The organism is Kosakonia beeri, assembly GCF_054165705.1.
The window spans coordinates 3,155,309-3,178,554 of sequence record NZ_CM135106.1; the positions used below are offsets into that span (position 1 = coordinate 3,155,309).

Consider the following 23,246-nt stretch of genomic DNA (forward strand, 5'->3'; position numbering starts at 1 on the left):
GGGTTCCTGTTAAGTCAACAGGGCGCAGCCGGTGTGACGATCTTCAGCGCGCCAGAGTGAGCAATTCCTGCAGTAGCTTTTCCGCCTGTTTGCCTTCCAGCTGCGCATCGACAGGCAAATACCACCAGTTATCTTCCGCAAATGCGCGGCACTTAACGGCATCTTTTTCAGTCATGATCAGCGTCTGACCGGGCTGCACCAGCGCGCGAACATCCGCATGCGACAACGCCTGATGATCGGCCAGCGCCACGGTTTTTTCCGGCGTGATGCCGCACTCAGCAAGGGTAGTAAAAAAACGCGGAGGATGACCAATACCGGCCATGGCGACGACATGGGCCAGTGCGCTCACGTTGCGGCGCTCACCCGTTCGCAGGTTGATGGCCATACCGGGGCGCAGGCGCATCGGGATCTCACCGGTTTTCGCTACCCCGCCATTGGTAATAATCGCATTGACCGTCTTCAGGCGTGAAGCGCGCTCACGCATCGGCCCGGCAGGCAGCCACCAGCCATTACCGAAACGCCGGACCCCATCAATCACAACAATTTCAATATCTCGCGCCAGCCGATAGTGCTGTAAACCATCATCAGTAATGATGATTTGCACCGAATGTTGGGCCAGAACCGCATTCACCGCATCGGCACGCACAGGGGACACCGCGACCGGTGCTCCAGTGCGTTGATAAATCAGAACGGGCTCATCCCCGGCCTGGTCGGTTGTGGTCGTAGCCTCCAATAACAGAGGGTAACGCTCCGCTTTACCGCCATATCCGCGTGAAACAACCCCCACGCGGACACCGTGCTGCTGCAGCTGCTCCACCAGCCAGATCACCACCGGGGTTTTACCGTTGCCGCCGGCGGTCAGATTACCCACCACGACCACCGGCACTGGCGCACGCCAGGCCTTTTTCAGACCCAGGCGATAAGCATAACGGATGGCAACGCTCACCAGGCCGTAGAGCCAGGAGAGCGGTAACAGCAGCAGCCACAGTGGCGATTCACCGGACCAGATGCGGGCAATCATTCGCCAAACTGCATCTTGTGAAGTTGTGCATAAACACCGCGATGCGCCAGCAGTTCAGCATGGCTGCCACGTTCAACGATGCGCCCATCTTCCACCACGACAATTTCATCAGCCTGTTCAATGGTGGACAGGCGGTGAGCGATTACCATTGAGGTACGGTTTTTCTGTAACTCATTGAGCGCAGCCTGGATAGCGCGTTCAGATTCCGTATCCAGCGCCGAAGTGGCTTCATCAAGGATCAAGATAGGGCTATCGCGGAGCAGCGCACGGGCAATGGCAATACGCTGACGCTGGCCGCCAGAGAGCAGAACACCGTTTTCGCCAATGACCGTATCCAGCCCTTCATCCATCTTGTTGATAAAGTCGAGGGCATAAGCCATTTTCGCCGCTTGTTCAATCTCCTCGCGGCTGTACTTTTCAGTACGCGCATAGGCAATGTTATTGGCTACGGTATCGTTAAACAGGTGTACATTCTGCGACACCAGTGCGACCTGATCGCGCAAAGAGGTGAGCTTATATTCACGCAGATCGTGACCATCAATGAGGATTTCCCCCTCATCAATATCATAAAAACGCGTGATCAGGCTGGCCATGGTTGACTTACCGGAGCCAGAGCGCCCCACCAGCGCAACCGTTTTGCCCGCCGGAATGGTCAGGTTAATATTTCGCAGCGCCGGCGTTTCACGGCCCGGGTAGGTAAAGGTCACATTACGAAATTCGATATCGCCACGAGCACGTTCGATAACCCGGGTACCTTCGTCTTTTTCCTGCTCGCTATCCAGAATCGCAAACAACGTCTGACATGCCGCCATACCGCGCTGGAACTGGGCATTCACGTTGGTTAGCGATTTCAGCGGCCGCATCAGGGCGATCATTGACGAGAACACCACGGTGATGGTCCCTGCGGTAAGAGTATCCATTACTGCCGGGAAGCTTGCCGCATAGAGTACAAACGCCAGCGCCAGGGAAGCGATCAGCTGGATCACCGGATCGGAGATGGAAGAGGCAGAGACCATTTTCATGCCCTGCAAGCGCATCTTATTGCTGACTTTTTCGAAACGGCTGGTTTCCACTTCCTGACCGCCAAACATCAGTACTTCTTTATGCCCTTTTAGCATCTGCTCCGCACTGGTGGTCACCTGGCCCATCGTGTTTTGCATGTTTTTACTGATATTACGGAAACGTTTGGACACCACCCGGATGGCAATTGAGACAATCGGTGCCAGTACAATCAGGATCACCGACAGTTGCCAGCTGTACCAGAACATCATAATAAACAGGCCGATAATCGACGCGCCTTCACGCACTACAGTGATCAAAGCACTGGACGAGGAGGATGCGACCTGTTCGGAATCATACGTGATCCGTGACAGCAAGGTGCCAGTAGACTGTTTGTCAAAGAAGGAAACTGGCATTCCCATCATATGGCCGAACAAACGACGGCGCATGGTCATTACCACTTTTCCGGACACCCAGGAAATGCAGTAACTGGAGATATAGCTGGTGATACCACGCAGGATCATCAGCCCGATAACCACCAGCGGCATCCACAGCAGCACTGAACGGTCCGTTTTACCAAAACCATCATCCAGTAACGGTTTGAGCAGCGATAGCATAAACGTATCGCTGGCTGCGTTGAGGATTAACGCTATCCCCGACACGATCAGACCCGCTTTAAAAGGCGCAATAGTTGGCCAGAGGCGGCGGAAGGTCTGCCATGTGGAGAGATCTTTATCGTTCTGCATTCAAAAAACCAGCACTTGTTGAAATAGCCGCATATTCTACCTGTTATCGCTGGGGACGCCAAACCACTGATGATACCAACGAGGTAAAAGTTGATCTCGTAAGCTATGGATTTCCCAGCCGCGCGCGGTAAAAGAGACGGTGATCTGCCCCTGATGGGCCGTATCCAACCAGCGATACCCTTGCTGACGGTAGCGTTCAGCCACTTTGGGCGAAGGTAATCGCCACGCGTTATAACGCGATGTCGATACCAGCGCGGCCTCGCCTCCCACACGCTGAATAAACGCCAGCGTCGAGGAGCTATTGCTGCCGTGGTGGGGAACCTGTACCAGTGTAGCTTTAAGATGCTGCCAGTAGTGACTCAGCATGGTCATTTCGCCCTGCGCTTCGATATCACCCGTCAGCAGAATACGATACAGCCCATCATCAACGCTCACCACACATGAACCATTATTCCCCGTTCTTTTTTCGCCCGGCAGCGGCCAATGCGCACGAAAGTTTAATCCCTGCCATTGCCAGTTCTCGCCGCGAAAACAAGGCTGATGATCGCCCCATCCCAACGGACTGCGTATCCACATTGCGGGCCAGGATTTCCGCAAACTTTCAAGGCCCCCCCGGTGATCCAAATGCTCATGGCTCAGGATAACGCCTTCGGGCTCTAATGCTCGCCAACGAAGCCATGGCGCGATCAATTGTTCGCCGCTGTTTCCACCCGGCCAGGCATTCCCGGTATCAAAGAGAAGCGCTTTGCCGTTACGCTCAATCACCATAGCCAGCCCATGCCCGACATCCAGCATATGGACCGACCACTCCCCTGCCCGCTCAGACCGCCAGAAGGGGAATGCCAGAGTGACAAAGCATGCTATGCAGAGCGCGGGAGAATGGCACCACAAGCGAAAACGCGCAGCCGCTAACATAAACCAGGGTGCCCAGGCCAGCCACTGCCAACGCCTGTCTATGCTCAGCCAGCCGGCGGGTAACCCGCGCAGAAACGCAAACACGATCTCCAGCGACCTGTCTGCACCATACCAGCATGCCGTTTCTGCCAGCGACAGCCCCACCCAATGCAGCACCATACCGGCCAGGATCAATGGCACCGTAATGAATGTGATCAGCGGTAGCGCCACCAGATTGGCGATGAGTGAGCTCAGGCTGATCCCGTTGAAAACCGACAACTGGATGGGTAAAAGCAGCAGCGTCATCCCCACTTGTAGGTGCACAAGATTCAGGCATGCGCGCACCCATTTACGCTGCTGCTTCCATGGCGCGGGCACCCACTGATACCAGAACAGCAACGCTGCAACAGCAAAGGCTGAGAGCCAAAGGCTGTCGGAAAGTATCGCCAGCGGATCGGTTGCAATGATTGCTGCAACACAACACAGCCAGACTTGCCATGGCGACCATAACCGGCCAGACAACTTTAAAGCAGCCCAGACGCCAAGCGAAATTGCGGTGCGTAAAGCAGGGGGCTGCAACCCCGTAAGCCAGGCGTAACTCATCGCGCAGCCCACCCCGGTCAACAGAGGCAAATGCCAGCCAATCGCATGGGCGGGAAAGCAGAACTGTGCAACACGCACCAGCAGCCATCCCATCATCGAGGCAAGCGCGATATGCAAACCCGAGATCGCCATCAGATGTGCCGTTCCTGTTTGCCGCATGACATCTTTCACTTCGCCATCCAGTGCGGATCGCTCCCCCATACCCAGCGCCAGTATGACCTGTTGCCAGGAGTAGGAAGCCAGTCGCTCTTTCAGCGACTGTAAATACGCCGCGCGCCAGCTGCAGCGGCTATCCAGCACCTCGGCGTTAATGATCCGCCCATTGAGGGGTAAATGGGACGACAGTGCATAGCGCTGCGAGTCGAATCCCCCCTCATTCAGTTGCCCATGGACAGCCCGCACCCGGACGGTCATTGCCCAACGTTGACCGGCGCAAACTTGCTGCGGCAAATATTCGCCATAGAGCACAATACCCGGTGCCGGAAAGAGACGCTCCCCGTTCAGTCGGATGATTTTCCCCCGGTGTCGGGTCATGTTGTCGGTGTCGGTGATAGTTATCTCAACGCGACGATTGCTTCCGGGCAGGTACTGTGTTGGCCAGAGGGATTGCTGCGCGGCAAGGATCCCCCATGCAAAAAAGATCAGGGTATAGCCGGTGTACCGCAATATGGGCGCGCGGTAACAGGCAAGCACACAACCGAATGCCAGCGCACACCAGACAACGCCAATGTCGGGTAAAACGGGTAACACGAGCAGGGGCAAAATGCCCGATAAAATACAGGCGGCAAGCGCTGGTAACGTCATATCTGACTCCTTGTTGCCGGAGAGTATGTGACGCTACCGTGGTGCTGTCTGGAGTGATTTTAGAGCTTTGCGGCGCAGGCAGAGACTTTTTTGCTGCGTTACATTTTGCGCAAGTATCATTGCGATCAAGGCCGCAGGGAATACCGAACGACAGGAAACAAAAAAGCACCCTGCGGGTGCTTTTTTGCTGTGTAAGTTTTAGCGACTCGCTAAACCTTATTCATAAATATTGGCGCGGTCGCGTAATTCTTTACCCGGCTTAAAGTGCGGAACGTATTTTCCTTCCAGATCCACTTTGTCGCCTGTTTTCGGGTTACGCCCGGTACGAGGAGCACGATAGTGCAGAGAAAAACTGCCGAAACCGCGGATCTCAATGCGCTCACCCTGGGCAAGAGTAGAGGCCATATGCTCCAGCATCTCTTTTACGGCATCTTCCACAGCTTTTGCCGGGATATGAGATTGCTGGCTTGCAAGTCTTTCTATCAATTCTGACTTGGTCATGATTCCTCCGGTTTCCTTCAAGGCAAAAATTCGCTTACTAGCTTTAACAAGGGCGGCCGTAGCCGCCCTTTGTCATTGATTACAGGACGAATCCTGCAATCTGTCAAGTGACTCGTCATCCTTCGGACTGTAGCACGTTAACTTCGTCACTACAGTCCGCGAGGTTGGGAGTAACTTACTCGCCTTTCGCTGCTTTGAAAGCTTCAGCCATAGCGTTAGAGAAGTTGCCTTCTTCCTGTTTGTTGTTAACAGAAGCGATTGCATCTTTCTCGTCAGCTTCGTCTTTCGCACGAACAGACAGGCTAACTACACGGTTCTTACGGTCAACGCCGGTGAATTTAGCTTCAACGTCGTCGCCTACATTCAGAACCAGAGTTGCGTCTTCAACGCGGTCACGGGAAGCTTCAGAAGCGCGCAGGTAACCTTCAACGCCGTCAGCCAGTTCTACGGTTGCGCCTTTCGCGTCAACTGCAGTCACTTTACCGTTTACGATTGCGCCTTTCTTGTTCAGTGCAACGTAGTTGTTGAACGGATCTTCTGCGAGCTGTTTAACGCCCAGAGAGATACGCTCACGCTCTGCGTCAACCTGCAGAACAACGGCTGCGATTTCGTCGCCTTTTTTGTATTCACGTACTGCTTCTTCGCCTGCAACGTTCCAGGAGATGTCAGACAGGTGAACCAGGCCGTCGATACCGCCGTCCAGGCCGATGAAGATACCGAAGTCAGTAATAGACTTGATTTTACCTTCAACGCGGTCGCCCTTGTTGTGGGTTTCAGCGAACTGCTGCCACGGGTTAGATTTGCACTGTTTCAGGCCCAGGGAGATACGACGACGTTCTTCGTCGATATCCAGAACCATAACTTCCACTACGTCGCCAACGTTAACAACTTTGGACGGGTGGATGTTTTTGTTGGTCCAGTCCATTTCGGAAACGTGAACCAGGCCTTCAACGCCTTCTTCGATTTCAACGAAGCAGCCGTAGTCGGTCAGGTTAGTTACGCGACCAGTCAGCTTGGTGCCTTCCGGGTAACGTTTAGCGATAGCAACCCACGGATCTTCGCCCAGCTGTTTCAGGCCCAGAGATACACGGGTACGTTCGCGGTCGAATTTCAGCACTTTAACAGTGATTTCATCGCCAACGTTTACGATTTCGCTCGGATGCTTAACGCGTTTCCATGCCATGTCGGTAATGTGCAGCAGGCCGTCAACGCCGCCCAGATCAACGAATGCACCGTAGTCAGTGAGGTTCTTAACGATACCTTTAACTTCCATGCCTTCCTGCAGGTTTTCCAGCAGCTGATCGCGCTCTGCGCTGTTTTCGGATTCGATAACCGCACGACGGGAAACAACAACGTTGTTACGCTTCTGATCCAGCTTGATTACTTTGAACTCAAGCTCTTTGCCTTCCAGGTGCAGAGTGTCACGGACCGGACGAACATCTACCAGAGAACCTGGCAGGAACGCACGAATACCGTTCAGCTCAACAGTGAAGCCACCTTTAACTTTGCCGTTGATAACACCGGTAACAGTTTCAGCGTCTTCGTAAGCTTTTTCCAGCGTGATCCAAGCTTCGTGACGTTTAGCTTTTTCACGGGACAGCAGGGTTTCACCGAAGCCGTCTTCTACTGCATCCAGAGCAACGTCAACTTCGTCACCAACCTGGATTTCCAGCTCGCCCTGGGCGTTTTTGAACTGCTCAGCCGGAATGGCGGACTCAGATTTCAGACCAGCGTCAACCAGTACTACGTCTTTGTCGATAGCAACAACAACACCACGAACGATGGAACCCGGGCGGGTTTCGATTTCTTTTAAGGATTCTTCAAACAGTTGAGCAAAAGATTCAGTCATGTTTAATCTTCAGGTTTCATATTTAACGTCCACCTGGCTCCATGCCGGATGGGGTTGTTTAACATACCCGCTGTCACTCCATTGCAACGGGGGTACTGCAAATTCGGTCGCAATTATGCGAGGGCCAATTTTTGGCGAGCATATTGTAGCGCTTTCTCAATCACTTGCTCAATGCTTAAACGGGTTGAATCGAGTACTAAAGCATCGGCAGCAGGCACTAACGGCGCAACGGGGCGATTACGATCGCGATCGTCGCGTTCTTTGATCTCGGCCAAAAGGCGTTCAAAGTTAACACTAAAGCCTTTCTCCTGCAACTGCAGCATACGGCGGTGCGCACGCTCTTCAGAAGAGGCGTCAAGGAAAATTTTCACCGGGGCATCGGGAAACACAACGGTGCCCATATCGCGCCCGTCGGCGATCAGGCCCGGCGCTTCGCGGAACGCACGCTGGCGGCGCAACAACGCCTCGCGCACGCGCGGAAAGGCTGCCACCTGCGATGCCGCATTCGCCACTTCCTGAGTGCGGATTTCACCGCTAACATCTTCGCCTTCCAGAATCACTTCCAGGTTGCCATTGGTCGAGACAAAACGCACATCCAGATGCGCGGCCAGCGGAACCAGTACCTCTTCAGAGGTCACGTCAACATGGTGGTGTAACGCCGCTAACGCCAGCACACGATAAATTGCGCCTGAGTCCAACAGATGCCATTGCAACGCTTCCGCCATTGCCTTGCAAAGGGTGCCTTTACCTGCACCACTTGGCCCATCAATGGTGATTACCGGGGCAATTGCTGTCATCTTTTTCTCCTTAATCAAGGCATACCGTTACATAAACGCCGCGCATTATACGCGGCTATGCACACGATAGTTACTCCCGTGTGCGAATAACGGAATATATGAAGCTGAGTGTAGAAGAATTGTGCAGGAAGCGGGCTGATTTGCACCAGCCCGACAGGAGGGACTTATTTCTTATCAGCGGCAATGCGCTCACGGATGTGCTGAGCACGCTCCGCTGAAGGCGGGTGAGAATCAAACATCGACTTCTCAGAACCGGCATCCAGCTTCGCCAGTTTCTCAAAGCTGGTGACTAATCCCTGACGGCTGATATTACGTTTTTTCAGCAAATCATAGGAGAAATCATCAGCAGCGGATTCCTGACTACGCGAGAAAGCGGAGTTAATCATGTTCTCTGCAAGATCACCAAGCTGAGACTGAGAGAGTTGCGCACCCGCCGCACTGCTGGCGGAGATGGCGTCACGCGCAGCCAGTGTCGCATAGGCTGTCTGCATCGCTTTGCGGCTGTGGCCCAGTGCCACGTGCCCCATTTCATGACCCAGCACGGCTTCGACTTCATTGTTGGTCATCATATCCATGAGACCGCTGTAGACGCGAATACAGCCATTCGCCATTGCCCACGCGTTAACCTCTTTGGTCATATAGACTTTGTAGGTCACCGGCGTGCCATCGATATTGTTACCCAGCGCTTTGGCGATTTTGTCGAGGCGTTTCGCATAAGTGCTGGAGGCTGGCGCCACACTGTTCTGCTTGTCCATTTCCGCACAAGACTGCTCAGAGAGCGCCTTCACATCTGCATCACTAAGCGTCGCCGCTTTGTAGGCAGACATACCGGATTTAGCCAGCGCATCAGTGTTGATGCTACCCATGTTTTTACAGCCAGAGACCAGAGTTGCCGCCATCAGGCAGCTGAAAATCATTGTTTTTTTCATAGACAGTCCATGTTTAACGAGTTGAATCGCGGGAAAGAATCCCGGGCGAATAGTAACATGGCGCAAAAGGCGGGCGACACTCTCAACAATAGCGGGTAGATCCTCCCGCCCTGGTCAGGCGGGAGAGAAAAACGTCTCAGGCAAGGGTACTAATGCGGGCCAACTGTTCAAAGTAGTCCGGGAACGTTTTGGCAGTACATTTTGGGTCGAGAATCGTCACCGGTGTGTCCGACAACGCCACCAGCGAGAAGCACATCGCCATACGATGATCGTTATAGGTCCCGATTTGCGCCAGCTGCAGTTTTGCCGGCGGCGTGACGCAAATATAGTCTTCGCCCTCTTCCACCGTCGCCCCGACTTTACGCAGCTCCGTTGCCATCGCAAACAGGCGGTCCGTCTCTTTTACGCGCCAGTTATAAATGTTTCGCAGCCGGGTAGTGCCTTTGGCGAACAACGCCGCCGTGGCAATTGTCATTGCCGCATCCGGGATATGGTTCATATCCATATCAATCGCGTTCAGCTCACCGTGGGTGCAGGCAATATAATCATCGCCCCAGACCACTGTCGCGCCCATTTTTTCCAGCACATCGGCAAAGCGGATATCGCCCTGCACGCTATTGCGGCCAATACCGGTCACTTTTACCGTACCGCCTTTAATCGCGGCGGCTGCCAGAAAATAGGACGCTGATGAGGCGTCCCCTTCCACCAGATACTGACCCGGAGAGTGATATTGCTGGTTACCGCGCACAACAAAACGCTGGTACTGCTGGTTTTCGACCTCAACACCAAAGGTTTTCATCAGATGCAGGGTAATGTCGATATACGGTTTGGACACCAGATCGCCTTTAATCGTTATGACAGTGTCCTGCGGTGCCAGCGGCGCGGTCATCAGCAGTGCGGTTAAAAACTGGCTGGAGACACTGCCATCAACGCTGACATCCCCCCCCGTAAAGCCGCCATACAAGCGCAGCGGAGGGTAATTTTCCTGTTCGAGATAATCAATTTTTGCACCGCCCTGACGCAGCGCATCCACCAGATGCCCAATAGGACGCTCTTTCATGCGCGGCTCACCGGTCAGCACAATATCATTGGCGCCCAGGCACAGTGCCGCCGCCAGCGGACGCATAGCAGTACCGGCATTACCGAGAAAGAGCTCCAGTGATTTAGTCGACTGCAGCAGGCCGCCAACGCCCGTCACTTCGCAGCGGGTGCGATCGGCGGATAAGGTGTAATGAACTCCCAGCGCACTGAGGGCATTCAACATATGGCGCACATCGTCGCTGTCCAGCAGGTTGGTCAGAACGGTGGTGCCACGGGCAAATGCGGCAAGCAGCAAGGCGCGGTTAGAGACACTCTTCGAACCCGGCAGATTGATGGTGCCATCTACCCGCGCGATGGGTTGTAACGTCAGGGATTCCATGAAACTTCACTCTCTACAAAAAGAATAAAACCCCGTAGTCCAACTACGGGGGTACGCTAAACGCGGCGATTAACCGTGGCGACGTTCGAAGTCGACCATAAAGTCCGTCAGTGCCTGAACGCCAGCCAGCGGCATGGCGTTATAGATGGAAGCGCGCATTCCACCAACCACACGGTGGCCTTTCAATGCATGCAGACCTGCAGCGAAAGACTCTTCAAGGAAGAGTTTGTCCAACGCGCTGTCTGCCAGTTGGAACGGAATGTTCATGCGAGAACGGTTAGCCTTCGCCACATCATTACGGTAGAAATCGCTGTTATCGATCACACCATAGAGTAGCTCGGATTTTTGTTGGTTAAGTTTATCCATTGCGGCAACGCCACCCTGCTGTTTCAGCCACTTAAATACCAGGCCGGACAAATACCAGGCAAACGTCGGCGGCGTGTTGAACATCGAGTCGTTTTCGTTCAGCACGGAATAGTCGAGGATAGACGGGCAGGCCTGATGCGCTTTACCCAGCAGATCTTCGCGAACGATCACCAGCGTTAACCCGGCCGGGCCGATGTTTTTCTGTGCGCCGGCGTAAATCACGCCAAAGCGACTCACGTCGATCTGGCGGGACAAAATAGTCGAGGAGAAATCTGCCGCCACCACCACATCACCAAAATTGGGGGGTTCGTCAATAGCGATGCCGTCGATGGTTTCGTTCGGGCAGTAGTGGAGATAGGCCGCGTTACTGCTCAGTTGCCACTCGCGCATGGGTTTAACGCCACGCAGGCCATCAACAGTGATTTTTGCGTCAATGACATTCGGTTGGCAGTATTTTTTCGCTTCTTTTACTGCGCTTGCTGCCCAGTAGCCAGCATCAACGTAATCTGCGGTGGTTTTATCGCCCAGCAAGTTCAGCGGAACGCCGGCAAACTGGCCGCGCCCACCGCCATGACAGAACAGAACCTTATAGTTGGAGGGAATGTTCAGCAGATCGCGAAAATCCTTTTCTGCTTCTTCAGCCACCTGGATAAACGCTTTGCCGCGGTGACTAATTTCCATCACCGATGTGCCAAGCCCTTGCCAGTCGCACAGTTCCTGTTGCGCCTGTTTGAGCACATCCGCCGGTAACATTGCCGGGCCAGAACTAAAATTAAAGACCTGAGTCATTTCCCCTCACCACGCTATAAAGCAATAAGTTATTCCTGTGACATCGGTTTTATCATCCAGCGCCACAGGCCGCAACGGGTAATAGCCGCGGGGAAGAAGTTGTGCGCTAAATCACATAGCAGAAAGTTTTGTATTGCCCAAAGAGTCCCGATAAAAACCCTGTTATGTGATGCGAATTGCCCGGCTGGCCTTCGACCATTCCGGATTTGCACATCGTGGGCAATTTTTCTTTTCATTGGCGCGTAAAGAGACAATCTTACTGCAGCGCACACAGACATATTCTCCGTCTTCAGGCGCCTTTTTAAAACGCTCGCTGCAGCCTTCCGGCAAAATGCACAGGCCGGGCTTCACCTCTTCATCAGCATAATAATAAACACTGAGTTGCCCATTGGTTTCCATAATCGCCAGGCGAACCTGCCCTAGCTGTTCAACGCCATTGGTGCGCAACTCCATAAAAAACTCAAACTCCGTCAGGTTCTCTTCATGTAACTTTTCCCATGCCAGTTCACCCTCTTTCACGATCACTACGGGTTTACCCTCCAGTAAATCTTCCAACTTTTCACTGTGCGACATCAGCCACATTACCAACCGATAAAGCACTGCCAGAGTGATAAACACCACTAATACCGGCAGCATCGGTACATCATCGTAGAAGGCGACATCCCCGGCGGCTGACCCCAATGTCAGGATAATCAGCACCTCAAACAGCGACATCTGCCGCACACCGCGGCGTCCGGTAATTTTGAGAAATAAGAAGACCAGAACAAAGGTATAGAGACTACGCAGCGCGACCTCCCCCAGAAAATCAAAGGGGACCTTGTCAAGCGCCATGCGATGCAGGTCAAATGCTTTCATTTTTTGTGCCTGAACAGTGAGTTATTTTCCATAAGCATAGCCAGAAGTTTTATTTTCGCCGGGCTGGCGTCGAAGATAGCGTCAGTCACGCAAAACCCGTATCATTGCGCGCTTTACGTACGAAAAAAGTGACTGCCATGACTCAAACATTTATTCCCGGCAAAGATGCCGCGCTGGAAGATTCCATCGCTCGCTTTCAGCAAAAGCTCACCGATCTTGGTTTTAACATCGAAGAGGCCTCCTGGCTGAATCCGGTTCCGAACGTCTGGTCTGTGCATATCCGCGATAAAGAGTGCGCGCTGTGCTTTACCAACGGCAAAGGCGCCACCAAAAAAGCCGCTCTGGCTTCCGCGTTGGGCGAGTATTTCGAACGTCTGTCCACCAACTATTTCTTTGCTGATTTCTGGCTGGGTGACGCCGTCGCACAGGGTGAATTTGTTCATTACCCGAACGAAAAATGGTTCCCACTGCCGGAAGACGACAGCCTGCCGGAAGGTATTCTGGATGCTCGTCTGCGCGCCTTTTACGATCCGGAGAACGAACTTGCCGCGGGTATGCTGGTTGATTTGCAGTCCGGTAATGACGCGCGTGGGATCTGCGCCCTGCCGTTCACCCGTCAGTCCGATGAGCAAACGGTCTATATTCCAATGAATATTGTCGGTAACCTGTATGTCTCCAACGGCATGTCTGCAGGCAACACCCGCAACGAAGCCCGTGTTCAGGGGCTGTCGGAAGTCTTCGAACGTCATATTAAAAACCGCATTATTGCCGAGAGCATCAGCCTGCCAGAAATTCCGCAGGAGGTACTGGCACGTTATCCGGGCGTGGTGGAAGCCATCGCTAAACTGGAAGCGGAAGGTTTCCCAATTTTTGCTTATGACGGCTCGCTCGGCGGCAAATACCCGGTGATTTGTGTCGTACTGTTCAACCCGGCTAACGGCACCTGTTTTGCCTCTTTCGGTGCGCACCCCGACTTTGGCGTAGCGCTGGAACGTACCGTAACCGAATTGCTGCAAGGCCGTGGTCTGAAAGACCTGGACGTCTTTACCCCGCCAACCTTTGACGATGAAGAAGTGGCGGAGCATGCCAATCTTGAAACGCACTTTATCGATTCCAGCGGTCTGATCTCCTGGGATCTGTTTAAACAGGATGCCGACTACCCCTTCGTTGACTGGAGCTTTGCTGGCACCACGGAAGAGGAGTTCGCCACCCTGATGGCGATCTTCCAGGCCGAAGATAAGGAAGTGTATATCGCCGATTATGAGCATCTTGGCGTGTATGCCTGCCGCATTCTGGTACCGGGTATGTCCGACATCTATCCGGCCGAAGATCTCTGGCTGGCAAACAACACCATGGGAACGCATCTTCGCGAGACTATCCTCTCTCTGCCGGGCAGCGAGTGGGATAAAGAAGCCTATCTTGATCTTATCGCCCAGTTGGATGATGAAGGTCATGATGACTTTACCCGCGTGCGTGAGCTGCTGGGTCTGGCGACAGGCAAAGACAATGGCTGGTACACGCTGCGCATTGGCGAACTGAAAGCGATGTTAGCCCTGGCAGGCGGTGATCTGGATCAGGCGCTGGCCTGGACCGAGTGGACTATGGAGTTTAACGCCTCGATCTTTAGCGCCGAGCGCGCAAACTACTACCGTTGCCTGCAAACGTTATTGCTGCTGGCGCAGGAAGAAGACCGTCAGCCATTGCAATATTTGAATGCGTTTGTACGCATGTATGGCGCACAAGCCGTTGAAGCCGCCAGTGCGGCGCTGAGTGGTGAAGCACCGTTCTATGACCTGCAACCCGCAGATGGAACATTGCAAGCCTTCCCGGCGCATCAGTCTTTGTTAGCCGCTTACGAAAAATTACAACGCGCCAAACGTGCGTTCTGGTCGAAATAGCGACAAATAGCATGACAATCTGTAGGCTTAATGAAAGGTCTACGCTATATTACGGGGCAATTTTATTGCCCCTTTTTATTTATTTTTTGGCAATGAGCGCCGTATGTAATATTTAAGTTAAAGTTGGGTAAATATTAATATCATCCTAAACTAATATTGTTAATACCTATGGCAATTACTCCATTTTAATTAACTGTTTCCCGGGAGGCGGAATAAAAAAATTCAACTCATTTTGCAATTTTTAAAATTTATTTTTATTTGGATAATCAACAAGTTACTCCGCATTCGTAGAAAAACCACGCTCTTTGCGGTCCTATAAGCCAGGCGAGATATGATCCATATCAAATTCTCTTCTATAATGCTTTGTTAGTATCTCGTCGCCGACTTAATAAAGAGAGAGTTAGTGTGAAAGCTGACAACCCTTTTGATCTTATACTTCCAGCAGAGATGGCCAAAGTTGCCGAAGAAGCTGGTGTCTATAAAGCGACTAAACATCCGCTTAAGACTTTCTACCTGGCGATCACCGCAGGGGTATTTATCTCCATCGCTTTTGTTTTCTATATCACTGCTACCACCGGTACAGCGACGATGCCGTTCGGTATTGCTAAACTGATTGGTGGTATCTGTTTCTCACTGGGTTTGATTCTTTGCATCATTTGCGGTGCGGATCTGTTTACCTCGACCGTGCTGATTGTTGTAGCGAAAGCCAGTGGCCGTATCACCTGGGGGCAGCTGGCCCGTAACTGGATCAATGTCTATGTCGGCAACCTCGTAGGGGCACTGCTGTTTGTACTGCTGATGTGGTTATCTGGCGAGTATATGGTTGCCAATGGCGGGTGGGGCTTAAACGTGCTGCAGACCGCAGACCATAAGCTGCACCATACATTTGTCGAAGCTGTTGCACTGGGTATCCTGGCAAACCTGATGGTCTGCATGGCCGTGTGGATGAGTTATTCCGGCCGTAGTCTGATGGATAAAGCGATGATTATGGTGCTACCGGTTGCGATGTTCGTGGCCAGTGGTTTTGAGCACAGCATCGCAAATATGTTTATGATCCCTATGGGTATCGTAATTCGCAACTTTGCGAGCCCGGAGTTCTGGACCGCAGTCGGTTCCAGCCCGGAAAGTTTTTCTCACCTGACAATAATGAACTTCATCACTGATAACCTGATTCCTGTAACAATTGGGAATATCATAGGTGGAGGATTATTAGTCGGGTTGACATACTGGGTCATTTACCTGCGTGGCAACGATCATCATTAATGGTTGTTTCAGGCAGTAAATAAAAAATCCACTTAAGAAGGTAGGTGTTACATGTCCGAGCTTAATGAAAAATTAGCCACAGCCTGGGAAGGTTTTGCGAAAGGTGACTGGCAGAATGCAGTAAACGTACGCGACTTCATCCAGAAAAACTACACCCCGTACGAAGGCGACGAGTCCTTCCTGGCTGGCGCAACTGACGCGACCACCAAGCTGTGGGACAAAGTAATGGAAGGCGTTAAACTGGAAAACCGCACCCATGCGCCAGTTGATTTTGACACTTCCGTTGCCTCTACCATCACTTCTCATGACGCGGGCTACATTAACAAAGCGCTGGAGAAAATCGTTGGTCTGCAGACTGAAGCACCTCTGAAACGCGCCATCATCCCGTTTGGCGGGATCAAAATGGTTGAAGGTTCCTGCAAAGCGTACAACCGCGAACTGGACCCGGCCCTGAAAAAAATCTTCACCGAATACCGCAAAACCCATAACCAGGGTGTATTCGATGTTTACACCAAAGACATCCTGAACTGCCGTAAATCTGGCGTTCTGACAGGTCTGCCGGATGCTTATGGCCGTGGCCGTATCATTGGTGACTACCGTCGCGTTGCGCTGTACGGTATCGACTTCCTGATGAAAGACAAATATGCCCAGTTCCAGTCTCTGCAGTCTGACCTGGAAAATGGCGTTAACCTGGAAGCGACAATCCGTCTGCGTGAAGAAATCGCTGAACAGCATCGTGCGCTGGGTCAGATCAAAGAAATGGCCGCTAAATACGGTTGCGATATCTCTGGTCCGGCTACCAACGCTCAGGAAGCTATCCAGTGGACCTACTTCGGCTACCTGGCCGCGGTTAAGTCCCAGAACGGCGCTGCAATGTCCTTCGGTCGCGTATCCACCTTCCTGGACGTGTACATCGAACGTGACCTGAAAGCAGGCAAAATCACTGAACAAGACGCGCAGGAAATGATTGACCACCTGGTCATGAAACTGCGTATGGTCCGCTTCCTGCGCACCCCTGAATATGATGAACTGTTCTCTGGCGACCCGATTTGGGCAACTGAATCTATCGGCGGTATGGGCGTTGACGGCCGTACTCTGGTTTCCAAAAACAGCTTCCGCTTCCTGAACACCCTGTATACCATGGGGCCGTCTCCGGAGCCGAACATCACTGTTCTGTGGTCTGAAAAACTGCCGCTGAACTTCAAAAAATTCGCTGCTAAAGTCTCCATCGACACCTCTTCTCTGCAGTACGAGAACGACGACCTGATGCGTCCGGACTTCAACAACGACGACTATGCGATTGCTTGCTGCGTAAGCCCGATGGTTGTGGGTAAACAAATGCAGTTCTTCGGTGCGCGTGCTAACCTGGCGAAAACCATGCTGTACGCTATCAACGGCGGCGTTGATGAAAAACTGAAAATGCAGGTTGGTCCGAAGTCTGAGCCAATCAAAGGCGACGTGTTGAAATTCGACGAAGTGATGGATCGCATGGATCACTTCATGGACTGGCTGGCTAAACAGTATGTCACCGCACTGAACGTCATCCACTACATGCACGACAAGTACAGCTACGAAGCTTCTCTGATGGCGCTGCACGACCGTGACGTTATCCGTACGATGGCATGCGGTATCGCAGGTCTGTCCGTTGCGGCTGACTCCCTGTCTGCTATCAAATATGCGAAAGTTAAACCGATTCGTGACGAAGACGGTCTGGCTATCGACTTCGAAATCGAAGGCGAATACCCGCAGTTTGGTAACAACGACGCACGTGTCGATGACATGGCGGTTGACCTGGTTGAACGTTTCATGAAGAAAATTCAGAAACTGACGACTTACCGCAACGCGATCCCGACCCAGTCTGTTCTGACCATCACCTCTAACGTTGTGTATGGTAAGAAAACCGGTAACACCCCGGATGGCCGTCGCGCTGGCGCACCGTTCGGACCGGGTGCTAACCCAATGCACGGCCGTGACCAGAAAGGTGCTGTTGCCTCTCTGACCTCCGTTGCCAAACTGCCGTTCGCCTACGCTAAAGATGGTATCTCTTACACCTTCTCTATCGTTCCGAATGCGCTGGGTAAAGACGACGAAGTACGTAAAACCAACCTGGCAGGCCTGATGGATGGTTACTTCCACCATGAAGCCTCCATCGAAGGTGGTCAGCATCTCAACGTGAACGTTATGAACCGCGAAATGCTGCTCGATGCGATGGAAAACCCGGAAAAATATCCGCAGCTGACCATCCGTGTATCTGGTTACGCAGTACGCTTTAACTCCCTGACTAAAGAACAACAGCAGGACGTTATTACCCGTACTTTCACTCAGACCATGTAATGGTATTGACTGAAATCGCGAGATAAAAAGCGTACAATAAAGGCTCCACGCAAGTGGGGCCTTTTTAACACCTGAAGTAGGCTCTGTCAGCCATCTATTATTGCTGGATATCTGCCAGAACAGACTTAGTGCAGAAGGAATCAAACTGCGCAGACACAGGCCCCGGATGGGCCATATCTGGAGAAAACACCGCAATGTCAGTTATTGGTCGCATTCACTCCTTTGAATCCTGCGGCACGGTCGACGGCCCGGGCATTCGCTTTATTACCTTCTTCCAGGGCTGCCTGATGCGCTGCCTGTATTGCCATAACCGTGATACCTGGGACACGCACGGCGGTAAAGAAATTACCGTTGAAGAGTTGATGAGCGATGTCGTCACCTACCGCCACTTTATGAACGCTTCCGGGGGCGGTGTTACTGCCTCTGGTGGTGAAGCCATCCTGCAGGCAGAATTTGTCCGCGACTGGTTCCGCGCCTGTAAGAAAGAAGGTATTCATACCTGCCTCGACACGAACGGCTTTGTGCGCCGCTACGATCCAGTGATTGATGAATTGCTGGAAGTGACCGACCTGGTGATGCTCGATCTGAAACAGATGAACGACGAAATCCACCAGAATCTGGTCGGGGTTTCTAACCATCGCACGCTTGAGTTTGCCGAGTATCTTTCGAAGAAAGGCATCAAAGTTTGGATCCGTTACGTCGTGGTGCCGGGCTGGTCAGATGATGACGATTCTGCCCATCGGCTGGGGGAGTTTACCCGCGATATGGGTAACGTTGAAAAAATCGAGCTGCTGCCCTATCACGAGTTGGGTAAACACAAGTGGGTGGCGATGGGTGAAGAGTACAAGCTGGACGGTATTCACCCGCCGAAAAAAGAGACTATGGATCGCGTCAAAGGCATCCTGGAGCAGTACGGACATAAAGTGATGTACTGACAGAACCGGAGACAAAAAAGCCACAACAGCGTGTATGTTGTGGCTTTTTTATTGCTGCCGATCAGGCATGAGCCACCGGCGTCGGATGATGTCCTGCTTTGCGCATCAGCATCATCAGATAGATAAATGAAACGCCAGCAATCATAATAAACAACAGGCTGTCGGAATAACTCTGCATTAGCATCGCTGTCAGGGTCGGCCCCAGCAGACTGCCAATCGTATAGCTCAGCAGCAACGCCTGATTCATTGCCACAAGCTGGTGGTGGTCCACTTTTTCACAAGCCCACGCCATCGCCACCGGATAAAGCGTAAACCCCGCCGTACCCAGCACAAACAGCGCCGGTGCCATTGCCGCATTACTTAACATGGCGAAACAGCCCATGATCACCACAAAAACTTGTACGCGCAGCACCAGCAAACGACCAAAACGGTCGGCCAGGCGGCCAATGGGCCATTGCCCGATGATGCCCGCGCTGACCAGCAACGCCATCCAGAACCCAATGCCCGAATCGCTAATCCCCTGATGTGACAGATAGAGCGGCATCAGGCCGTAAAGCGAGCCCAGAATGATCCCGGAAATGATACAGCCGTTGACACCCAGACGAGCCTGGCGCAAACGCAGCATTGGCCACATTGAGGTCGCGCCCTGCTCTTCACTCTGCTGATTCACAATCCGGGTGAAGAGCAGCGGCAGGATGGCCGCAAGCACCAGCCCGGTGACCCACGGCAGTACGCTCATCAGGTCAGTCGGCAGTTTACTGACCATCAACTGGCCCAGCACTGTACCGACATAGTAAACCATCATATAAGCCGCCAGCAGACGCCCACGGTTACGGGAAGTGCCGCTGCACATCAGGCCGCTCTCAACCACAACCCATATCATGGCGCAGCCAACACCGGCGATAAAACGCCAAATCATCCAGCTCCAGAAGCCCACCATGAGCCCCAGCCCAACGCAACCTGCGGCAAAAATCAGCGAAGCAATGTAGTAGCTACGGTTAAAACCCAGACGGCGAATCAAACGACCGGTTAATAATGTGCCAAGCAGGTTGCCCGTAAAATAGGAGGAGCCGACCATACCGACCTGCCAGGTGGGCAAATCTTCATGAGCGAGCCAAAGGGGCACGAGCGTATTCAGCGTCGCGATCGCCAGCGTCAACAGCATCAGGCCACAGAGCAGAAACAGCACTGGCCGGGTATAGGTGGTCATGGGTAAAAACCGTGAGGAAGTTCAGAAGTCGTGCGCATCATGCCACCGGCAAAAACATTGTCAATCCACCGTTTTTAGGCACTGACACGATTTGCACCACGACGATTGATAAAATTCATCCAGCCCTGACAGCAAACAATAAAAAATCAACTCATCTCATTGATTATGAAAATAAATAGCCACCATATAACGGAAATATCGGTCGAAAAAATTCATGATGAAATTTGCGTAGAAGTCGCTGAATACCGGCCGTAAAAAAGGCGCCCGCAGGCGCCTTCAGATATTTAGCAAAAGCTGATTAACCGATGTACTCAAGACCTTTCATATAAGGTCGCAATACTTCCGGTACTTCGATACGGCCATCGGCCTGCTGGTAGTTTTCCAGCACGGCAACCAGGGTGCGCCCCACCGCAAGACCGGACCCGTTCAGCGTATGCACCAGACGGGTTTTCTTGTCGGATTTGCTACGGCAACGCGCCTGCATGCGGCGAGCCTGGAAATCCCATACGTTGGAGCAGGAGGAGATTTCACGGTAGGTATTCTGCGCCGGAACCCAGACTTCCAGGTCGTATGTTTTGCAGGCGCCAAAACCCATATCGCCAGTACACAAGAGAATTTTGCGGTACGGCAGGCCCAGCAGTTGCAATACTTTTTCAGCGTGACCAGTCATCTCTTCCAGCGCCGCCATTGAGTCTTCCGGGCGAACGATTTGCACCATTTCGACTTTATCGAACTGGTGCATGCGGATCAGGCCACGGGTATCACGACCATAAGAACCCGCTTCAGAACGGAAACATGGCGTATGCGCGGTCATTTTGATCGGCAGATCGTCTTCATCGATGATCTCATCGCGTACCAGGTTGGTCAACGGTACTTCCGCTGTCGGGATCAGCGCATAGTTGCTGCTATCAGCTTCTTCTTCCAGCGGACGAGTATGGAACAGGTCGCCGGCAAATTTCGGCAACTGACCGGTACCGTACAGCGTGTCCTGGTTCACCATATACGGCACGTAGTTTTCTGCATAGCCGTGCTCTTCGGTGTGAAGATCGAGCATGAACTGCGCCAGCGCGCGATGCATGCGGGCGATCTGACCTTTCATCACAACAAAGCGGGAACCGGTCAGTTTTACCGCTGCGGCAAAATCCAGCCCGTTGTGCATTTCGCCCAGGGTAACATGATCGCGCACTTCAAAGTCGAACTGACGCGGAGTGCCCCAGCGACTGATTTCAACGTTGTCGTTTTCATCACGCCCGGCCGGTACGCAGTCATCCGGAATATTCGGAATAGCCAGCGCGATATTGCGGATTTCGCTCAGCAGGGTTTCCAGCTCGGCTTTTGCTGCATCCAGCTCTTCACCCAGCTTGTTGACTTCCAGGCGTAATGGCTCGATGTCTTCCCCGCGTGCCTTCGCCTGGCCAATGGATTTCGATCGCGAGTTGCGTTCTGCCTGCAGATTTTCAGTATTGACCTGCAGGACTTTACGACGCTCTTCAAGCGCACGTAATTTATCTACATCCAGCTTAAAGCCCCGGCGTGCCAGTTTTTCAGCGACTGCGTCTGGCTCGGTACGCAGCAGATTGGGATCGAGCATGCTTTTCCTGTGCTTATCGAATTGAAATAAAAGAGAGTGCGACCGCAGGCTGCGGTCGGCGATATACAGCAGTAACCTTACCGCAACGCCCGCACTAGCGGTAGCGTTTTATAGGGCTTTTATGATCCTGCTCGGCGAGCCAGGCGAGCTTTTCGCCAATCTTGCCTTCAAGCCCCCTGTTCGTAGGGTGATAATAGCGCGTTTGTGCTAACTCCTGCGGGAAATACTCTTCGCCAGCGGCATAGGCATTCGTTTCATTATGCGCATAGCGATACTCCTGTCCGTAGCCCATCTCTTTCATCAGCTTCGTTGGCGCATTGCGCAGATGGACCGGGACATCATAGTCCGGCTTATCCCTCGCATCCGCCAGCGCCGCTTTAAACGCCGTGTAGACCGCGTTGCTCTTCGGCGCACAAGCGAGATAAACAATCGCCTGCGCGATAGCACGCTCCCCTTCTGCTGGCCCTACGCGGGTAAAACAATCCCAGGCGGAAAGAGCGACCTGCATAGCACGGGGATCGGCATTACCGACATCTTCTGATGCAATCGCCAGGCAACGCCGCGCAACATACAACGGATCGCCACCTGCCGTAATGATTCGCGCATACCAGTAAAGCGCCGCATCCGGCGCGCTACCGCGCACCGATTTATGCAGTGCGGAAATCAAGTCGTAAAAACGATCGCCTTTGTTATCGAAACGCGCGCTGCGTTCGCCAGCGATCTCGGTCAACAGTTCCGCTTTCAGTACGCGTTTGCCAGTGCTGCCCAGCTCGGCCATATCGGCCATCATTTCCAGCGTGTTGAGCGCACGCCGCGCATCTCCATTCACCAGCTCAGCAATCGCTCGCCGGGTCTCATCGGGCAGTACAATATCCTGACCGCCGTAACCGCGGGATTTATCTTCCATTGCCTGCGTCAATACTTGCTCAATCTCCTCAGTAGCGAGGGATTTCAGCAAATAAACACGCGCACGAGAGAGCAGTGCCGAGTTGAGTTCAAAGGAGGGATTCTCAGTGGTCGCGCCGATAAACGTGATGGTACCGTCTTCAATATGCGGCAGAAACGCATCTTGCTGGCTTTTATTAAAACGGTGGACTTCGTCAACAAAGAGGATGGTGCGCCGACCGGCATTACGATTCTGGCGCGCGCGCTCAATGGCTTCGCGGATCTCTTTTACGCCGGAGGTGACCGCCGAGATACGCTCCACGTCCGCACTGGCATAGCGGGCTATTACCTCCGCCAGCGTCGTTTTTCCGGTGCCCGGCGGCCCCCAGAGGATCATCGAGTGCAGTTGCCCGGCTTCAATCGCACGCGGCAGCGGTTTGCCTGGCGCCAGAAGATGCTGCTGGCCAATATATTGCGCTAAATTTTCTGGCCGCATACGTGCGGCCAGAGGTTGAAACGCATTATCGGAGAAATCGAGCGACATGTTGCTCATGCGC

At 52.9% G+C, this 23,246-nt stretch carries 17 protein-coding genes; 4 read left to right on the top strand and 13 right to left on the bottom strand.

Features of this window, described 5'->3' with window-relative positions:
• Nucleotides 1-43: 43 nt before the first annotated feature.
• The 10 genes from lpxK to ACUY4S_RS15050 form a co-directional block, all read right to left on the bottom strand.
• A complete protein-coding gene (gene lpxK / locus ACUY4S_RS15005) occupies nucleotides 44-1,021 on the bottom strand; it encodes a tetraacyldisaccharide 4'-kinase (RefSeq protein WP_312688601.1) in 978 nt (325 codons plus the stop codon).
• Complete coding sequence (msbA, locus tag ACUY4S_RS15010) at nucleotides 1,018-2,766, bottom strand: lipid A ABC transporter ATP-binding protein/permease MsbA (RefSeq protein WP_312688599.1); 1,749 nt, start codon at nucleotides 2,764-2,766, stop codon at nucleotides 1,018-1,020. Before msbA ends, lpxK begins: the two co-directional genes overlap by 4 nt.
• A 36-nt stretch (nucleotides 2,767-2,802) precedes the next feature.
• Nucleotides 2,803-5,067 carry a ComEC family protein gene (locus ACUY4S_RS15015; RefSeq protein WP_458021591.1) on the bottom strand — a complete coding sequence of 755 codons (2,265 nt, stop codon included), beginning with the start codon at nucleotides 5,065-5,067 and terminating at the stop codon, nucleotides 2,803-2,805.
• A gap of 216 nt (nucleotides 5,068-5,283) precedes the next feature.
• Complete coding sequence (gene ihfB / locus ACUY4S_RS15020) at nucleotides 5,284-5,568, bottom strand: integration host factor subunit beta (protein ID WP_007374142.1); 285 nt, start codon at nucleotides 5,566-5,568, stop codon at nucleotides 5,284-5,286.
• 175 nt (nucleotides 5,569-5,743) lie between these two features.
• Nucleotides 5,744-7,417, bottom strand: a complete 1,674-nt coding sequence (gene rpsA, locus ACUY4S_RS15025) for a 30S ribosomal protein S1 (protein ID WP_017456188.1) — start codon at nucleotides 7,415-7,417, stop codon at nucleotides 5,744-5,746.
• Between the two features lie 113 nt (nucleotides 7,418-7,530).
• Nucleotides 7,531-8,214 carry a (d)CMP kinase gene (cmk, locus tag ACUY4S_RS15030; protein WP_312688593.1) on the bottom strand — a complete coding sequence of 228 codons (684 nt, stop codon included), beginning with the start codon at nucleotides 8,212-8,214 and terminating at the stop codon, nucleotides 7,531-7,533.
• A 164-nt stretch (nucleotides 8,215-8,378) separates the two neighbouring features.
• On the bottom strand, nucleotides 8,379-9,143 hold the full coding sequence (loiP, locus tag ACUY4S_RS15035) for a metalloprotease LoiP (protein WP_312688591.1): 765 nt from the start codon (nucleotides 9,141-9,143) through the stop codon (nucleotides 8,379-8,381).
• 136 nt (nucleotides 9,144-9,279) lie between these two features.
• Nucleotides 9,280-10,563: a 3-phosphoshikimate 1-carboxyvinyltransferase gene (gene aroA / locus ACUY4S_RS15040; RefSeq protein WP_458021592.1), complete on the bottom strand. Its 1,284-nt coding sequence runs from the start codon at nucleotides 10,561-10,563 to the stop codon at nucleotides 9,280-9,282.
• Nucleotides 10,564-10,632: 69 nt separating this feature from the next.
• Entirely contained in the window at nucleotides 10,633-11,718 is a 1,086-nt protein-coding gene (gene serC / locus ACUY4S_RS15045; protein ID WP_458021593.1) for a 3-phosphoserine/phosphohydroxythreonine transaminase, read from the bottom strand.
• Between the two features lie 162 nt (nucleotides 11,719-11,880).
• Nucleotides 11,881-12,573, bottom strand: coding sequence for a DUF421 domain-containing protein (locus tag ACUY4S_RS15050; protein ID WP_312688585.1), 693 nt, complete (start codon nucleotides 12,571-12,573; stop codon nucleotides 11,881-11,883).
• 137 nt (nucleotides 12,574-12,710) lie between these two features.
• Here ACUY4S_RS15050 and ycaO point away from each other — a divergent pair, with 137 nt between their 5' ends.
• The 4 genes from ycaO to pflA all read left to right on the top strand — a co-directional run bounded on the left by ycaO (nucleotide 12,711) and on the right by pflA (nucleotide 19,003).
• Nucleotides 12,711-14,471 (top strand): 30S ribosomal protein S12 methylthiotransferase accessory factor YcaO, encoded by a 1,761-nt coding sequence (gene ycaO, locus ACUY4S_RS15055; RefSeq protein ID WP_312688583.1) that lies wholly within the window; start codon nucleotides 12,711-12,713, stop codon nucleotides 14,469-14,471.
• Nucleotides 14,472-14,876: 405 nt separating this feature from the next.
• Nucleotides 14,877-15,734, top strand: a complete 858-nt coding sequence (gene focA, locus ACUY4S_RS15060; RefSeq protein ID WP_458021594.1) for a formate transporter FocA — start codon at nucleotides 14,877-14,879, stop codon at nucleotides 15,732-15,734.
• Between the two features lie 51 nt (nucleotides 15,735-15,785).
• Nucleotides 15,786-18,068, top strand: a complete 2,283-nt coding sequence (pflB, locus tag ACUY4S_RS15065) for a formate C-acetyltransferase (protein WP_312688579.1) — start codon at nucleotides 15,786-15,788, stop codon at nucleotides 18,066-18,068.
• Between the two features lie 194 nt (nucleotides 18,069-18,262).
• Nucleotides 18,263-19,003 carry a pyruvate formate lyase 1-activating protein gene (pflA, locus tag ACUY4S_RS15070; RefSeq protein WP_312688577.1) on the top strand — a complete coding sequence of 247 codons (741 nt, stop codon included), beginning with the start codon at nucleotides 18,263-18,265 and terminating at the stop codon, nucleotides 19,001-19,003.
• A gap of 61 nt (nucleotides 19,004-19,064) precedes the next feature.
• Here the strand turns inward: pflA and ACUY4S_RS15075 are convergent, their stop codons facing one another.
• From ACUY4S_RS15075 to rarA, 3 genes are all read right to left on the bottom strand, one after another.
• On the bottom strand, nucleotides 19,065-20,213 hold the full coding sequence (locus ACUY4S_RS15075; RefSeq protein ID WP_458021595.1) for an MFS transporter: 1,149 nt from the start codon (nucleotides 20,211-20,213) through the stop codon (nucleotides 19,065-19,067).
• Nucleotides 20,214-20,511: 298 nt separating this feature from the next.
• The gene (gene serS / locus ACUY4S_RS15080; RefSeq protein ID WP_312688573.1) at nucleotides 20,512-21,804 is read right to left on the bottom strand and encodes a serine--tRNA ligase; all 1,293 of its coding nucleotides are present in this window, start codon (nucleotides 21,802-21,804) and stop codon (nucleotides 20,512-20,514) included.
• A 94-nt stretch (nucleotides 21,805-21,898) separates the two neighbouring features.
• A complete protein-coding gene (gene rarA / locus ACUY4S_RS15085) occupies nucleotides 21,899-23,242 on the bottom strand; it encodes a replication-associated recombination protein RarA (RefSeq protein ID WP_312688571.1) in 1,344 nt (447 codons plus the stop codon).
• Nucleotides 23,243-23,246: the final 4 nt, after the last annotated feature.

Coding starts and splice junctions, on each gene's coding strand:
- pflA (WP_312688577.1), top strand. CDS start 18,263: ATGTCAGTTATTGGTCGCATTCACTCCTTTGAATCCTGCGGCACGGTC.
- rarA (WP_312688571.1), bottom strand. CDS start 23,242: ATGAGCAACATGTCGCTCGATTTCTCCGATAATGCGTTTCAACCTCTG.
- ycaO (WP_312688583.1), top strand. CDS start 12,711: ATGACTCAAACATTTATTCCCGGCAAAGATGCCGCGCTGGAAGATTCC.
- lpxK (WP_312688601.1), bottom strand. CDS start 1,021: ATGATTGCCCGCATCTGGTCCGGTGAATCGCCACTGTGGCTGCTGCTG.
- ACUY4S_RS15015 (WP_458021591.1), bottom strand. CDS start 5,067: ATGACGTTACCAGCGCTTGCCGCCTGTATTTTATCGGGCATTTTGCCC.
- cmk (WP_312688593.1), bottom strand. CDS start 8,214: ATGACAGCAATTGCCCCGGTAATCACCATTGATGGGCCAAGTGGTGCA.
- ACUY4S_RS15050 (WP_312688585.1), bottom strand. CDS start 12,573: ATGAAAGCATTTGACCTGCATCGCATGGCGCTTGACAAGGTCCCCTTT.
- serC (WP_458021593.1), bottom strand. CDS start 11,718: ATGACTCAGGTCTTTAATTTTAGTTCTGGCCCGGCAATGTTACCGGCG.
- serS (WP_312688573.1), bottom strand. CDS start 21,804: ATGCTCGATCCCAATCTGCTGCGTACCGAGCCAGACGCAGTCGCTGAA.
- ihfB (WP_007374142.1), bottom strand. CDS start 5,568: ATGACCAAGTCAGAATTGATAGAAAGACTTGCAAGCCAGCAATCTCAT.
- loiP (WP_312688591.1), bottom strand. CDS start 9,143: ATGAAAAAAACAATGATTTTCAGCTGCCTGATGGCGGCAACTCTGGTC.
- ACUY4S_RS15075 (WP_458021595.1), bottom strand. CDS start 20,213: ATGACCACCTATACCCGGCCAGTGCTGTTTCTGCTCTGTGGCCTGATG.
- msbA (WP_312688599.1), bottom strand. CDS start 2,766: ATGCAGAACGATAAAGATCTCTCCACATGGCAGACCTTCCGCCGCCTC.
- pflB (WP_312688579.1), top strand. CDS start 15,786: ATGTCCGAGCTTAATGAAAAATTAGCCACAGCCTGGGAAGGTTTTGCG.
- aroA (WP_458021592.1), bottom strand. CDS start 10,563: ATGGAATCCCTGACGTTACAACCCATCGCGCGGGTAGATGGCACCATC.
- rpsA (WP_017456188.1), bottom strand. CDS start 7,417: ATGACTGAATCTTTTGCTCAACTGTTTGAAGAATCCTTAAAAGAAATC.